The 15,430-nt window shown below is 60.4% G+C and carries 7 protein-coding genes; 2 read left to right on the top strand and 5 right to left on the bottom strand.

Annotated features, from left to right (window positions below):
• On the bottom strand, nucleotides 1-5,687 hold a 5,687-nt coding region (locus NKI10_RS12170), incomplete at its 3' end, for a beta strand repeat-containing protein (RefSeq protein WP_352860077.1).
• A 323-nt stretch (nucleotides 5,688-6,010) separates the two neighbouring features.
• On the opposite strand from NKI10_RS12170, the gene NKI10_RS12165 reads away from it, so the two are divergent.
• Nucleotides 6,011-6,955, top strand: coding sequence for a transglutaminase-like cysteine peptidase (locus NKI10_RS12165; RefSeq protein ID WP_352860075.1), 945 nt, complete (start codon nucleotides 6,011-6,013; stop codon nucleotides 6,953-6,955).
• An 85-nt stretch (nucleotides 6,956-7,040) separates the two neighbouring features.
• On the opposite strand, the gene NKI10_RS12160 is transcribed toward NKI10_RS12165, so the two are convergent.
• From NKI10_RS12160 to NKI10_RS12145, 4 genes are read right to left on the bottom strand one after another with little or no spacing between them, the layout of a single operon-like run.
• Entirely contained in the window at nucleotides 7,041-7,682 is a 642-nt protein-coding gene (locus NKI10_RS12160; RefSeq protein WP_023696388.1) for a ribbon-helix-helix domain-containing protein, read from the bottom strand.
• On the bottom strand, nucleotides 7,672-8,961 hold the full coding sequence (locus tag NKI10_RS12155; RefSeq protein WP_352668360.1) for an HlyD family type I secretion periplasmic adaptor subunit: 1,290 nt from the start codon (nucleotides 8,959-8,961) through the stop codon (nucleotides 7,672-7,674). Before NKI10_RS12155 ends, NKI10_RS12160 begins: the two co-directional genes overlap by 11 nt.
• A gap of 43 nt (nucleotides 8,962-9,004) precedes the next feature.
• On the bottom strand, nucleotides 9,005-11,137 hold the full coding sequence (locus NKI10_RS12150; RefSeq protein WP_023691465.1) for a type I secretion system permease/ATPase: 2,133 nt from the start codon (nucleotides 11,135-11,137) through the stop codon (nucleotides 9,005-9,007).
• A gap of 37 nt (nucleotides 11,138-11,174) precedes the next feature.
• Nucleotides 11,175-12,623, bottom strand: coding sequence for a TolC family protein (locus NKI10_RS12145; RefSeq protein ID WP_023704343.1), 1,449 nt, complete (start codon nucleotides 12,621-12,623; stop codon nucleotides 11,175-11,177).
• Between the two features lie 1,695 nt (nucleotides 12,624-14,318).
• On the opposite strand from NKI10_RS12145, the gene NKI10_RS12140 reads away from it, so the two are divergent.
• Entirely contained in the window at nucleotides 14,319-15,341 is a 1,023-nt protein-coding gene (locus NKI10_RS12140) for a LacI family DNA-binding transcriptional regulator (RefSeq protein WP_352860073.1), read from the top strand.
• Nucleotides 15,342-15,430: the final 89 nt, after the last annotated feature.

Here is a 15,430-nt window from a genome sequence, read left to right as displayed (position 1 = left end):
CCGGTCTCGGCGGTGAACTGGTTGGACGCAACACTGTCGGTATCGGCGTGTGCGGTCGGCACGTCGTCGACGATGGTGATGACGAGATTGCCGGCTGGAGCGCTGTCGCCGTCGGCGTCGGTGACGACGACCGCGAAGCTGGTGCTCGACGGATCGGTCAGCGTGTTGTCGATCAGCGTATAGGCGTAGCTGATGGTGCCGATGCCGGTGGTTGCATTGTAGACATAGCTGGCCGTCAGCGATCCTGTGGTGCCGTCGGCAAAAGTCTGGGCCGAGCCGGTCAGCACATGGCCACCCAGCGAGACGGTGGTCAGGCCGTCGGGCGAGGTGAAGCCGATGGTGCCCGAAGTGGTCTCGGTGGTTGCAGGCTCGTTGGAGCCGGCCGGTTCGCCGGCGCGTGCCGGCAGGCTGGCTTCATAGACGGTGGTGGTGGCGCCGCCGGCAGCCGGAATGGCGTCGGTCGGGGTTGAATCGCCGATGGCGATGGTCAGCGTGGTGTGCGAGGTGTCGCCGTCGCCGTCCTTGATGGTGTAGGTGAAGACATCGCTGACGCCGCCCTGCGTGCCGGCATCGCGAACATAGGAGTAGGAGCCGTCGGCGTTGAGCGTCAGCTTGCCGTAGCTGCCCTGGACCTGGGTGCCGAGCGTTGCGGCATTGTCGACATCGAGATTGGTGTTGCCGGCGGCAACGCCGACCACGGCAGCGCCATCGGCGCCCTTGACGTCGATGCCGGTGACCGGCGAGGTGGTGCCAACCGCGCTCAGCACATTGCCGGTCTCGGCGGTGAACTGGTTGGACGCAACACTGTCGGTATCGGCGTGTGCGGTCGGCACGTCGTCGACGATGGTGATGACGATTGCCGCCGGGGCTGACGAGGAGGTGCCGTCCGACACGGTGAGCGAGAAGGTCTCGGTCTCGGTGACGGCGGGAACGTCCGTGGTCGGACTGGTCAGCGTGTACTGGTAGGTCGCTACGCCGGTTACCGCGTTGTAGCCGGTGATCAGCAGCGTGCCGTGGTCGCCCGGGAAGGTCGAACCGTTGAGGCTGCCGATGGCAACCGTGGTGCCGCCGATGGTGACGCTCTGGACGTCGTCGAGGCCGTCGGGGTCCGATACCGTGAAGGTGCCGGTCGCCACCGTGCTGCCGTTGCCGGCCGCCGAGCCCGCCGCAAGGCCGGCTTCATAGACCAGGTCGTGCGCGCCGGCCGGGTTGCCCTGGTCGACGACGATCTGCGGCACGTCGTTGGTGCCGTTGATGGTGATGGTCAGGGACGCCAGAGCGGTATCGCCGTCGCCGTCCGCCACAGCATAGTCGAAGCTCTCCGCCACGGTCTGGCCGGCATCCAACGCCTGTACCGCGGCAAACCCGGCCGGGTTCTGGGCCTGGGTGTAGAGCACGTATGTGTAGCTGCCGTCAGCGCCCACCGTCAGCTCGCCGTAGGTTCCTGCTACATGATGATCGGCATCGACGCCGTCCCAGGTGATCGAGCCCAAGCCGTCGGTGCCGAGGTGATCCGCGTGGCCGTCGGTTGCGTTTGCGTCGGCGCCGCCTACGCCCGTGATCACATTGCCATCTGCCGTGAGCGGCCCTTCTTCTGTGACCGAGTCCTGATCGTTGACCGCAACCGGACCGTCATCCTGGAATTCGATGCTCAAGGCGACATGGGATACGGCGGTGCTGGTGTCGCCGTCGAAATCGGTGATGGTGGCTTTGACGTGCAGGTCGGCGGCGACGGTCGCGATGTCGTCAAATGCTGCGGTGCTTGAACCGTCGAGATTGTGAGCGATCGGTTGATACTGCCCGATCCAGACCGCGCCGGTCGGATCGACATAAACCTTGAACACGTCGATGCCGTTGGCAGAACCGACGAGAACGCCGTCCGCATTTGTCGAGAGCATGATTGCCAGGCCGTCGAGTGTCTTCAGGCCCGAATCGATGTTTGCCAGCGGGTTGCCGTTCCCATCCGTCACCGCAAACGAGAACGTGGCGTCGTCGTCCGCGCCAACCGAGGCGTTGAACAGGCCGAGTGCGCTGGCTGACGATTTTGCGTAACCGAGTGCGTCTGGCTCAGTGACCAGGGCAGGCGGGGGCAGCGCGGTGTCGTCGGCCGGATTGGGATCGGCGGCATTGTTGACGCCGGGAGATTCATCGTGGCTGACCCTGAAGACCTCCGTCTGCGTGGTGGCCGTCGTAACCTTGGCTTCGATGCCGAAGATCTTGAACGGGTTGCCGCCAGTCAGGGTCGCATCGGTCCCGCCAGCGTTGGAATCGAAGGTAAAATCGTTGTAGTTGCCCACCTTGAGCTGGTCGAACGGGGTGCTGCCGATGACCTCGACAGTCGCACCATCGGGCACGCCGGCGAAGGCATAGCCCACCTGCACGCCGCCCTCGAAGACAGCCGTGCCGGCCGTCAGCACACCATTGATGCTCACGGTGAACGGCTCGAATGTGCCACCGTCCTTGGCGCCGATGAACATCACGGCGGCTTCGACACCCTGGGCTTCCGCAACATCGATCGTGAACTTGACCGAGTCGACGTCGTATGAACCACCGTCGGTGATGCTGGGCGGATTCGGATTTTTGGGGGTGATGACAAGATTGTTGACGAAGTCCATCGTCACGATTTCGGGGCCGGTCAAATGCGGATGGGTTTCGTATCCGTCGATGATCTGGCCGTCGCCAACGCCGATCTTGGTGCCGGTGGTGTTGACGGAATTGTCGCCTTCGTTGATGTCGACGGCGCTGAGCTTGATGTCGTGGTTGCCTGCGCCATCCATGCCGCGAACATCGGTGTTGCCGGCCTGCAGCGTGTAGACGATCGTTTCGGTCGTGGTTGTGGTCGTCGTGCCGGCATCCCGCGCGACGATCTGCGGAACGTCGTCGAGCACCTGGACCTTGAATGTACCAGCCGCCAGTCCGATGGTATCGCCGTCACCGTCCATGGCAACGACAAAGGCCGAAAGATCGATACCGCCATTGGCAAGCGTATTTTCGGTGTTGTCGCCCGGGAGCGTATCCAGAGTCGGATGATCGATCTGATCGATCAGGGTGAAGACATAGGAGCCGTCCGCACCGACGGTCAGGGTGAAAACAGGACGATCCGTGCCCGCCTGATAGCCGGCGCCGGCGCCTACATCGACATAGCCGGTCAGGGTCGTGCCGTCGGAGACGATGAGGACGTTGCCGCCTTTCGAATCAAATCCCGAATCCGATGGGCTGGTTTGGGTGACAAGGCCGAAGGCCGAGGTCGCATTCGGGCCGTCAGAGCCGAAGTCGACGATTGCATTCAATGCGCCGGCAGCACCGATGGCAACCGCGGAGTTTGTTCCGGTCACTTCGCCAGGCTGAAGATTGTCGGCATTTCCGGTGGACTGGCTGTTGTGCAGACCGTCTTCGTCGACATTCGCGGTGACCTGGGCGGTGCCAGTAACCTTCGGCCCGTCATCGTCGAAGGAGAATGCGGAGCCTTGGCCGTTGATCAGGTCGACGGTCGCCTTCTCTGTGATGGTGTCGCCGTCGCCATCCTGGCGCGTTACCTCATATTGCAGCTGAACCTGGCCGCCATTGGTCAGCGACAGATTGAGTTCGGAATCGAACTTGTTGCCGTCGGCGCCATGGTTAAGTGCCTCATAGAGCGTGGTCTGCAGCTGCTCGGCGCCAGGCGCCCCGGTGATCGCGATGGTCAGAACCTGATCGCCATGCGTGTCGCGGCCGACGATCACTCCTCCTTCGAGGAAGAGCGTGACGGCGCCGCCGTCGGTGGCGGTGAGATTCGTGGCAAGGCCACCGGCCGGAATGCCGGTAAAGCTCAGATTCCCGGTAACGGTACCAGGACCGTCCGAACCATAGCTGCCGCCGACAGTGAACAGATTGGTCAGTCCGCCTGCTACCGCGGTGTTGACCTGCGCCAGGCCCGGACCGGCATCATCCGTGTTGGCGTTGCCGCCGGCATCTTCGGTCTCGCCGATAGCGCCATTGTAGCGATCCGCGCCAACCGTCTCGTCAAGCTCGACGGAAAGCAGGCCAGCCGCTCCATCGTGGGCGCCGACCGTTAGGCTTGGCCCATCGTCGTCGAAGGAGAATGCGGAGCCTTGGCCGTTGATCAGGTCGACGGTCGCCTTCTCGGTAATGGTGTCGCCGTCGCCGTCCTGGCGCGTTACCTCATATTGCAGCTGAACCTGGCCGCCATTGGTCAGCGACAGATTGAGTTCGGAATCGAACTTGTTGCCGTCGGCGCCATGGTTGAGCGCTTCGTAGAGCGTGGTCTGCAACTGCTCTGCGCCGGGCGCGCCGGTGATCGCAATGGTCAGGACCTGATCACCCTGCGTGTCGCGGCCGACAATCTCTCCTCCTTCGAGGAAGAGCGTAATGGCCCCGCCGTCCGTGGCAATGAGATTCGTGGCAAGGCCACCGGCCGGAATGCCGGTGAATGCCAACTGCGCGGTCGTGCTGCCTGGCCCGTCGGCACCGTAGACGCCGCCAACGGCGAACAGCGAAGAAAGGCCACCCGCCAGGCCGGTCGTCACCTGGGCCAGGCCAACGCCGTCATCGGTGTTGGCGTTGCCGCCGGCATCTTCGGTCTCGCCGGCATTATAGCGGTCGCCGCCGACCGTCTCGTCGAGCTCGACCGAAAGCAACTGTGCCGCTTGCGCGGTTGCCTGGACCGAAAGCGTAGGGCCGTCGTCCAGCACACCAATATTGAGGGTCGCGGTGGCCGGATCATTATCTGTGTCTGTAACCACGACGGCAAAGCTGTCGGAAACCCCCTCGGTCGTTCCGGTCGATGAGTTGTCGTGATGATCAAGAGTGTTGTCGGCAAGGGTATAAATCCAGCTATAGCCGTTCGTAGGATTGCCGGTGACCACGAGCGTGCCGTATTGCCCGGCAACGCTGCCGCCGTTGGTCACGTCCACACCGTCAATGACAAGCGTCCCAATGCCATCACCCGAGACGATGTTGAAGGTCCCTGAAACCTGCTCGGCGGTGCTGGCCGGGTCCGTCCCGTCGGAAAGCGCGGCCTCGTTGACGACAAATCCGGAGCCAATGTCGATTGTCGGCGTCGTATCTTCTTCCCTGACCCCGATCGTCAGCTCACGCGGCTCCAGCCGTCCAAATTGCAGGTCCGTCGGCGGCAACAATGCGGAAAGATCGAAGCCGTCGCCGATACCACCTGGGGGAATGGTGAAGTCGCCGCCGGCACTGCCTGGGGCGCCGCCCGGGCCGGCCGAGATCGAACCATCGGCACCGAAGGCGACATCGACGTGGCTCGCTTCAAGAGCGGCCAGCAAGGCCACGCGCGGAACTTCGACATCACCGATGATGAAGGTCGGCACGTTGAGCGCGCCATCCTTGATGAGGATGACTGAACCGTCGGCCTGTTCCAGCAACAGATTGTGGCCGTCGACCTTGATGTTGTCGATGGAGACGTCCGCCGGAAGTTTCACGATGTTGCTGGCGTCGGCCACGTATTCATGCGGCGCGGCTGCCGCCGGCGCTTTCGCCTCCGCGGGTGCTGCCGGCTGAACGGGTGCGCCACTGCCGACATCGACCGGCACCGGCTCGGCAGGCGCCGCCTGAGCGGCCTGCGCTACCTGGATGCCTGCCTGCGATGGCGAGCCGCCATGTTCATGTGAAGAGTGCTCGTCCCAAGAATTCGAGACGGTATTCAAATCGTTACTCGTCGTCATCGCCAAACCCCTCCGGCATTTCCCGGATAGAGACAGTGACGACTTCTGCTTTGCAACTGTCCCGCAATCAATTTCATATATCCTGGTATGCAAGTCTCGGCATTTTTTACGCGTGGTAAACGCGGAAGATATAATCTGATATGCATTGGCCGCGCCGCGCCTCGTTTGATATCCGCCGGCTGAGCTGGATTGGTAAACAGAAGTATAAATTTGAATAAAATTTTACACAAAATGGGTATTCCCGATTGAAGGAAACTTATCCACCTTCCTTTCCAGTAATTTGAGACAAGATTGGTACCGTCCACAGTCAAGAGGTGGGCGTTATGAAAAAAGAAAAATCTGCCCTGGGAATAACCGGGCTCAGGCTCATCCTGCTGGCAATGGCGATCACAAGCCTGCCGCAGCCATCATCCGCGAAAGCAATTGCCGTGAATGCCGGCGCTGCCGCTGGAGTTCTGGCGGCGGTCGAAACCCCTTCCAGTCTCGGCGGCGTTTCGCTGGCTCGGCCGCAGCCATGGCAGCCGGTTCCAGCCTACTGGATCGGCATGATTTTCAGCAGCTATGGTCCTGTTGCCGTTGATGAAAAGCGTGGTTCTTCGATCGCGCCGCCCGCCGCCGGGATCGACCCGATCCAGACGGCGGCGATCATTCCCGGCGTGTTCGGTTCTGTTGCCCTGTCGATGCGCAATTTCCCCGTTTCGGCGCGCTGGGCGCCGGTCTACAAGGCAATTGTCGACTGTACCGCGAGCAGCGCGTGCGAACGCAAGAACAGCGCCTTTGCCGAGATCGTCAAGGCAGCCGGGAACAAGCGCTTCATCGATAAGTTGTCCTTCGTCAACTCAAGTATAAATCGCGCCATCGCCTACAAGAAGGACAGCGTGGTTTACGGCAAGCTCGACTACTGGGCCAAGCCCCGGGAAATCCTTGAGCGGCGGGCAGGGGACTGCGAGGATTTCGCCATCCTCAAGATGGCCGCGCTGCTGCATGCAGGCATCCCGGCGCAGAGCATGTCGCTGGTCGTCTTGCAGGATCGCAAGCGCGGTTTCTTTCATGCCGTGCTGTCGGTCAGCACCGGCAGCGGCGTCTTCATTCTCGACAGTTTGAGCAATGTAGTTTCCCGCGACACAGACCTGCCGACCTACGTGCCGCTGTATTCGTTCAGCACCGATCGCGCGTGGATCCATGGCGCGAAGACCGGTTCTGCTCAAATAGCCGATATCAAGGGCGGCCTTTCGACGGTCGCGCCTGGTGAAGGTGTGCAGCCGTAAGCTTCCGTCAGAGAGTCTTGAGCGCTCTATCTCTTGTTTGACGCAATTTTCGACGGAAACCGCTCACATTTTTCCCGGAATTGCTCTAGCCGCCGAAGACGAACGCCATCAGCAGTTCCGGCTCGACCACCGGCGCCCGCACCGCGCTCAGTTGACCGCGGTAGCGGCGCTCGCCGGCGCCTATGACGAAACCGGTCGCGACCGGCGTCTCGCCATTGGCGTCGAGCCTGGCGAATATGTCGGCGACATTGAGGTCCAGTGCCAGCTTGAGATCCTGGCGCGCGTCCTCGTTCGGCGCCACCGGCAATTGCCGCCGCACCAACTGCTGGAACGGCGCATTGAAGGTCAGGATCTTCTTCGACGACGCCAGGGCAAAGGCCGGTGAGGGACAGGCGACGAGAATGGCGTTGATGGTCTTGATCGACGCGAGCCTCTGCAAGGTGACGTTCTGGTCGGCCAGTCCACGCATGCAGGCTACGCGGATTGCCGATGTCAGGTTTCCGGCGTTGGCGTGGCTCTCTGCAATTTCCTCGATCAGTGTGCCGATCGTGCATTTGCGGCTTTCCGCCATTTGCTTCAGCGAAGTCCAGAACGCCCTCTCCAGACGAATGCCGCGGCGCGTGCCGCCACGCGCCACAACCCGGAACTCGAGACCAAAATCCTCACTCGCCAGCGGTGGCAGCAGCCGGTCGCGATCGACCGGGCGGGAGATCGCACTATCGCTCACTCATTGCCTCCTCCCGCGCCTTGTTGATTGGTTTCAGAAGGTAGGTGAGAATCGTTTTGCGTCCGGTCTTGATGTCGACCGAACAGATCATGCCGGGGATGATCGAATAGGTCTTGCCGTCGCGTGTCAGCGTCGATTTGTCGGTAGCGACACGCACCTGATAGTACGGTTCGCCGGTCTTCTGGTCGACAAGGCTGTCGGCAGTGATGTTCGACACCTTGCCTTCGATGCCGCCGAAGATCGAGAAGTCATAGGCGGTCACCTTGATCAGGGCATCCTGGCCCGGCCGGATGAAGGCGACGTCCCGCGGTGAGACCCGGGCTTCGACCAGCAGGGTCTCGGACGTCGGCACTATACCCGCGACGACCGCGCCGGGCTGGACGAAGGCGCCGACCGTGTTGATGTCAAGCGTGTTGACGATACCATCGACAGGCGAACGGATATCGGTACGCGCCACCTTGTCGGTGGCACCGCGTATCGTCTCGTCCACCACCGAGAGATCGGCCAGCGCCTGCGTGAGATCGCTGAGCGCTTCCTGTTGCAGCTGCAGGCCGAGTTCGTCGACCTGAAGCTTGGCTTCCGTGATGGCCGACCTGGCTTTCTTGATTGTCTCTCCGGCAAGCGTCAGCTGACCGTTGAGCTCGGTCTGCTCGCGCTCGACGCGGAGCTGCTCGGTTCGCGCCATCAGGCCTTTCTTGACCATCGCTTCGACCAGCTTCGCCTCCTGGTCGCTGACGGCCAGGTTCTTGGTGAGGCGATCGGCATTTGCGTTGGCTTCGTCGAGTTCTTTCTCGCGCTGATCGAGGCGCGACTTTAGAACCGACAGTTTGACTTCGAAGTTGTCGCGCCGCGCGATTAGCAGCTTCTGCTCGTTGTCGCAGATTTCCGGCGCCACCTTCTGGATCTCGGGCGGGCAGGGAAACGCGCCCTCTAGACTTCCGGTCTGTTCGAATTGGAGCCGTGCAATGCGCGTCTGCAATGCCCGCGCCTTGGCCTGCTGCTCGCCAAGGCTGGAAGTGTTGAAGGTGTTGTCGAGACGAATGATGAGGTCATTCTTCTTGACGACCTGACCGATCGTCACGGCGATTTCCTGAACCACGCCCGGCTCGCTGGCCTGGATGATCTGGGTCTTCGACGCCGGTATGATCTTGCCGTCGCCGCGTGCGATTTCATCGACCTCGGCGAAGGATGCCCAGGCTACCGAACTCGCAAAAAGCGCTCCGATAATGAATATCGAAGCCGACGCAAAAAGCGGCGGACGGTCTTCCCTGGCTAGCATTTACCACGTCCCAACGTGCTGTGTTCACGCATAATTCTGTTCGTCAGGCGCTTGTTTTCTGCAGCGCTTGTATCACCTGGTCTTTCGGTCCATCGGCAACGATCTTGCCCTGCTCGATGACGATCAGGCGGTCGGCCAGCTCGAGCATGCTGAAGCGGTGCGTCGATACGATCAGGGTCGTGTTGCGATCGAAAGCCACTTTGAGCTGCTTGATCAGCTGGCGCTCGGAAGCCAGATCCATCGAGCCGGACGGCTCGTCCAGGAACACGATTTTCGGTTTGGTCAGCAACAGGCGGGCAATTGCCATTGTCTGCCTCTGACCGCCCGAGAGATTGGTGCCGCGCTCGCCGACATTCATGTCGTAGCCTCGCGGATGGCGGGAGACGAAGTCGTCGACGCCGGCAGCCTTGGCCGCCTCGACGATCTGCTCATCGGTCGCCTCCGGGCACGCCATCAGGAGATTTTCCTTGATGGTGCCGGAAAACAGATCGTTGGCTTGCGCGACGATCCCGACCGCGGCGCGAACCTCAGATGGGTGGTATTGGCGGATGTCGATCCCGTCCAGCAGCAGCTCGCCGGAGGTCGGCAGGAAAAGCCTGCCGATCAGCCTCCCCATGGTCGTCTTTCCCGAGCCTATGCGGCCGATGATGCCGATCCGCTCACCGGGCTTCACCGAGAAATTCAGGCCGGTCAGCACTTCGTTTTCGGAACCCGGGTAGACAAAGCCGACATTCCTGAATGCCATTGCACCGTTGCGAATGGGGCGGTTGACGAAACCAACCGTGTCCGGCCGATCCTCAGGCTGCGCCATGATCGAATTCACCATTCGCAGGGACAGCATCGCCTGGCGAAGTCTGGACAAGGTGATCGCAATCTGCCCAAGCGGGGCCACCGCCCGGCCCGCCAGCATGACGGTGCCGATGATGGCGCCGGTCGAGACATGCCCTTCCGAAAAGGCATAGGCGCCGGCCACGATCAAAGCGACGGTGACCATCTGCTGGATGGCTTGCGTTATGTTGCCGGCGGCAGCCGAAAGCTGTTTGATCTTCTCGGACGTGTTGGATGCGTTCTTGGAATGCTCCGCCCATTTTCGCAGAAGGTACGCCTCTGCCCGCAGCGATTTGATCGTTTCCAGCGTGGAGATGGATTCCACCAGCAGGGCCTGGCGCTGCGAAGCCTCGTTCATGGAAGCGGCAACGCGTTTGCCGATGCGCCGTTGCGTGATCAGCCCGACGATCACCGAGGCGACAAAGGCAATGGCCGGTATGACGACCAGCCAACCGCCTATCGCATAGATGACAAGAAGAAAGACGAAGACGAAGGCTGTGTCGATGAAGACGCTGATGGTGTTCGACGTGAAAAACTCGCGCACGAACTCGTACTGGGTCACCCGATTTGCATATTCGCCGGTTGAGCCGGGCCTTGCCGACAAGGACGAGTTCAGCACCTTCTCGAAAAGCATATAGGAGATGCGAAGATCGGCCTTGCGCCCGGCATAGTCGATCAGTGACGCTCTGGCGGTCTTCAAGAGCAGGTCGAACAGAATGACCGCGCCGATCCCGATCGACAGCACCCAGAGCGTCGATATCGCCTTGTTCGGCAAGATCCTGTCGTAGACGTTCATGGTGAAGATCGGTGAGGCAAGAGCCAGCAGATTGATGAATACCGCCGACAGGATGACCTTCGAATAGGTGCGCCAGAACGGCCCCATCGTGCCGGTCAGCCAATGTCGCCGCTCGATCTTGGCCGCCGAACCGACGCTCATCGCCTCTACTGCGTTGGCATAGGTTATCGAGAACGAAACGCCGCCACTTATATAACTTCCGGAAAACTCGGATTTGCTGATTGTGGTGCGCCCGTCCTCCTGGGGAGCGGTCGTAAATCCACCGTCCTCGGTCTGGGCAAGCAGCGCAACCGGCAACTGGCTGACGCGAAACAGAATGGCGGGAAGGTCGATGCGTCCGCGAAGAAAGTCGCGATGGCTGAATTCCGTAATTTCAAGACCGATGCGTTCGGCAAGATGCCGGATGGCGTCGATATCGATGCGGGTGTCTGACAGCGGCACGCCGGCAAACAGCACGGTCTCGGAACTCGGCCTGCCGAGGTACCCGGCAACAGCGGAGAAGCAGGCCTTGAACGCCTCTTTTGGGGAGAGGATTTTGGGTTGTGGGTTCACGATCAGCCCGCAGGACTATCGTTCGTCCTTGACCTTCCTACTTCTTTCTTACCGGTGCGAGGATGTCGAAAGGCAGATCGTTCGTCTGCTCCGACGGCGTGCGCGCATACGTTTCGGTGTCGGCCGTTTCAGGCGCATTGAACTCGGCCTTGGCATAGGCGGTGGCCTGTTTTGCCGGCTGAAGATTCATGGTCTTCAGCAACTGCCCGGTTGCCGCCAGCAGCCGGTACTGCGCGAAAAGCGACGCGTAGGATGCGGTGTCGGCAAGCGTAGCTGTGTTGAACCGCGTGTTCTGCGCGTCGAGCACGTCGAGCAGCGAGCGCTGTCCGACCTTGAACTGCTCGCGATAGGACGCCACCAGCCTTTCGTTGGCGGCAGCCTGAAGCTTCAATGTCTTTGCCAGATCGGCCTGCCGGAAGCGGCGATCCCATGACGTACGGACGGCTTCCTCGATCTCGCGCAGAACCTGGTGCAGCACAAGGCGCTGCTCGCTGGTGCGGCGGACCTGCTCTTGCTCGTTGGCTTTGTCGATGCCGCCGCGATAGAGGTTCCAGCGCAGCACCAGCCGCGCCTGCAGGTCGCTAGCGTCGCCATCGTCGCCGTCGATGTCATAGCCGCCGCGGGCGCGGCCTTCGGCGATGACGGAGGGCCCGAATTTCGCCCGCGCCGCATCCACCAGGGAGGCGGCGGCGTCGATATCGCTGTTGGCCATGTGGACGCGCGGATTGTTCTGTCGCGCCAGCCCTAGCGCGTCGTCGAGCGACCTTGGCAGCGCGCTCGAGACATCGCCTGGCCTTGACGCGTTGGTCAGCGGCTTACCGACCGTCTTGAAGAACCGTATCTTGGAAGCCTCCAGTTCTTCGGTCGCCTCCTGCATACGTGCCTTGGCAGCGAACAGCCGCTCCTCGGCCTGCTGGCGATCAGCCTCGTTCAACGCGCCGCCTGCAATACCTTGCCGGATGTCGCCGAGGATTGCCTGGTGAAAGCCCAGATTCTTCTTCGCTTCCGAAACGATCGAAGCCTGCAGCATGTATTCGAGATAGTCCTGGACGACAGACAGTCCAATGAATTCAGACCGTTCCAGCACCCGGAACGATGCGCCGTCGACCCGCGACGCCTGACGGTTCAGTTCCGCCCGCCTTGCGCCGCTGTCATAAAGCGTCTGCGTGACAACGACATCGGCTTCCGCCGGATAGAGCGCGTCATCCTCTATGGACAGCGAACGCCGGGAGGAATTGTCGAGACGACGAACCCCCGCCGACGCCTCGACATCGACGCTGGGAAGATAAAGTCCCTTCGCTTGGCGTAGCTCGAATTCGATTGCTTCGCGGTTTTCGATCGCTTGGCCAATTTCGGGGTTGGACTCCACCGCAACCGCCATCGCCTCCTGGAGAGTGAGCGCGTGAGCATTCCCACAACTCAATATGGCGACCGTCGTCAGCAGGCCAAGGCGCTTGCCAATGGCCGGCATAACTATCGTTTTCATTTTGCCCATCCCAACGTTTCCCCGCGCCCTTATCCCCGGGCGCTACAACTCAAGCGTGATTGTTCACAAATTTACAAAATATGTGAGCGCTTATTGATTTAGTGACCGGTAAAACGCTGAGTTCAAGCCATAAATCTAAGGAATGTAGCAAAAATGGCACATAAAGATACTCAGGTGCGGTTTCTGGCGACAGCCATCCGGGTTCGCGCAGGCAAAGGAGAGTGCTCCCCGGGAAGGGATCGCAGTGGCAACTTACAACCAATCTGCTCAGATAGCCTGACTATTTCTGGGGCGCATATTCATCTTCGAGCCCACATGGCAATTGGTTGGCAACAGGATGAACTTCGAGGCAAGTGAGCCCGTCCTAATCCGGCGCGTCCACTCGTAAATCCGTTCCACGGATTACAACTGCCTGCAAGCTGCCGCATGTTCGTTACTTCCCAAGTCTCATCGGCCATATCGAGGCGCTAGACCGTCAGCTGGTCGCGCGGCTGTTGCCACAGCTGCCGATCTGCAACCGGCCCCAATTTCCGACGTTCTGGACCTGGTCTCCCAAGGTTTGGAAAACGAGGTCAGCTATGGTCGGGAGTTCGGGGTCGCGGGAGCATACGGGAAGCTTTCAGATTTTGGCCACGAAGAACTCAACAAAATCAACGAACGATTTTCATTCGCCCTCCGGGCCTACCATAACCATTGATTTTGCAACGCGCAAATGCACCTGGAGCAGTGACGGTACTTTCGAAAAGTGTTGGGCGCGGCTGTCGAACGCCACAAACTGCAAAAAATCGTCCGATTGATCCCGATAGTTGGTGAAACCTCAAAATATTTTCTGCGCCGATTTTTCCTTTAAATCAAAAGGGTAATTTTTTGACGGTTCTGGTGGCGGACTTTTTTGCTGTGATGGAAAATACTACAGTCGTTCAATGGGTTATAGGCTGTATAAACAATCGAGTGGGAATGATTCAGGCCCACTCAAACGCCGCCGAAAATACGCCAATCTGACGTAACGCGCTGAAATCAAAACAAATCCTTTCAGGATGATCAGCGACAATCGGTGCTTAGAGATTGCCTTTGACGGACCGCCTGACGGACCTTCCGCATATTCCGCGGCTATCGCAAGAGTGCCGGGCGTTGTTTGCGTACTTGGCCGACGTGTCTTTGCTTGGCAAGTTCCTTCCGCGACAAGGATCTGCTCGACAGCATTTTCGTCGCTATTGCCAATGCGGAGCCCCGGAGGATCAAAACCGGTCAGCAGCATGACGCGCACGGTTCAAGCGACTCAGATTTTCCGATTTGCTCAGTGTCCCCTAGCCTGGCTCTCTGTGCAGCAGGCCTTGAGAGTCTAGCTCGACCTTTTTGGAAGCTCGCCTCCAATCGCTGGACGAGTTTGGCGGCAAGGCTAGTCGTCTCCATCGGTGTTATGATCGATGCCAGGGAGGCCGCCTGGACCATGGCGTGAACTCATTGCCGTACGCTGGCAGTGCGAGGCAATTAACTGACTGCACAAGATGTAAGTGCATTCGTGGATCAAATTTCCAGATAGCCAGACGGCGCGCGTGTCTCGATTAGGTGGCAAGGAGTTGCGAAAGCTATGTTCGCAGTTTGAGAATCGTCCGATATGCCCCACAACGATGCCCGCAAGACGAGCCGAGGATGATCTGACGCAATGTTCAGATCCAAGAAGGACGGTTACCTGTGACCCAGAAAGGAATCACACTAAAGGACGTCGCCGCAGCGGCTAAGGTGTCGCGCGCCACGGCCGCGCGGGCGCTCAACAGCTATGGTTACGTTGGCGACGAGACGGCGCTCCGCGTGGTTGCGGCAGCCGAAAGGCTGGGCTATCGGGCCAACCTCGTCGCGCAGGCGCTGCGCAGCGGACAATTGCCGATCATAGGCTTCGTGCCCGGCGACATCCAGAATCCGTTCTTCGCCCGAATCGCGCACGACATCGAAGTGGAACTTCGCAAGCACCGTCATAATCTGCTGATTGCCAGCAGCGAGGAGGATGTCGAACAGGAAAAAGAATTGCTTGAGAGCCTGCGCTCGCTCAGCATCCGTGGCTTCATCCTTGCCCCAACGTCTGCAACCGACAGCCAGCATATTGTGCAGCTGGCGCGCGAAGGCGCGCCGATCGTGCTCATCGACCGCGTCGTAAAGGACCTGCAATGCGACAGCGTGGTCGTCGACAACGAGGGCGGGGCGCGCGAGGCAGTGGACTATCTGGTTGGCAATGGTCACGAGCGGATCGGTCTTCTGCGCGATGAGTCACGCATTTTCACGGCACAGGAACGCTTGGCTGGCTACCAAAACTCGCTCCAGGCGCATGGGATTGCAATCGATGAAGCGCTCATCGGCGTATCGCGCTCGACCGTCGAGCATGCCATCGAAGCCACGATCCGCCTGTTCAGCCGGCGCAATCGCCCCACCGCACTGTTCACGGTGGACAGCCTCATGACGCAAGGCGCGCTTCTTGGCCTGCGTTCAATGGGGCTCTCGATTCCGCATGATGTGTCGGTGGTTGGCTTCGATGACTTCAACCTCGCCACGTTCACCGATCCGCAGATAACGGTCGTGGCGCAACCCATCTCCGAGATCGGACCGCTCGCCGCCAGATATCTGCTGGAGCGGCTTGCCGGCAAAAAGGTTGCACCGCGCCGTACCCGATTTCAGACCCGCTTGATCGTACGCGGATCGGTTGCCCGGCGCGCTGTGCGCTAAAGAGCAAACCCCTCGATTTCGGAGAATTTCGTCTAAAGGACTTGCCATTGGCGAAATTGCGTGCCCATTATTGCTTGTGAGATCGATCT

It is taken from the genome of Mesorhizobium sp. M0802 (assembly GCF_040320115.1).
Classification (GTDB): domain Bacteria; phylum Pseudomonadota; class Alphaproteobacteria; order Rhizobiales; family Rhizobiaceae; genus Mesorhizobium.
This window is presented reverse-complemented; position numbering and strand designations above follow the sequence as displayed.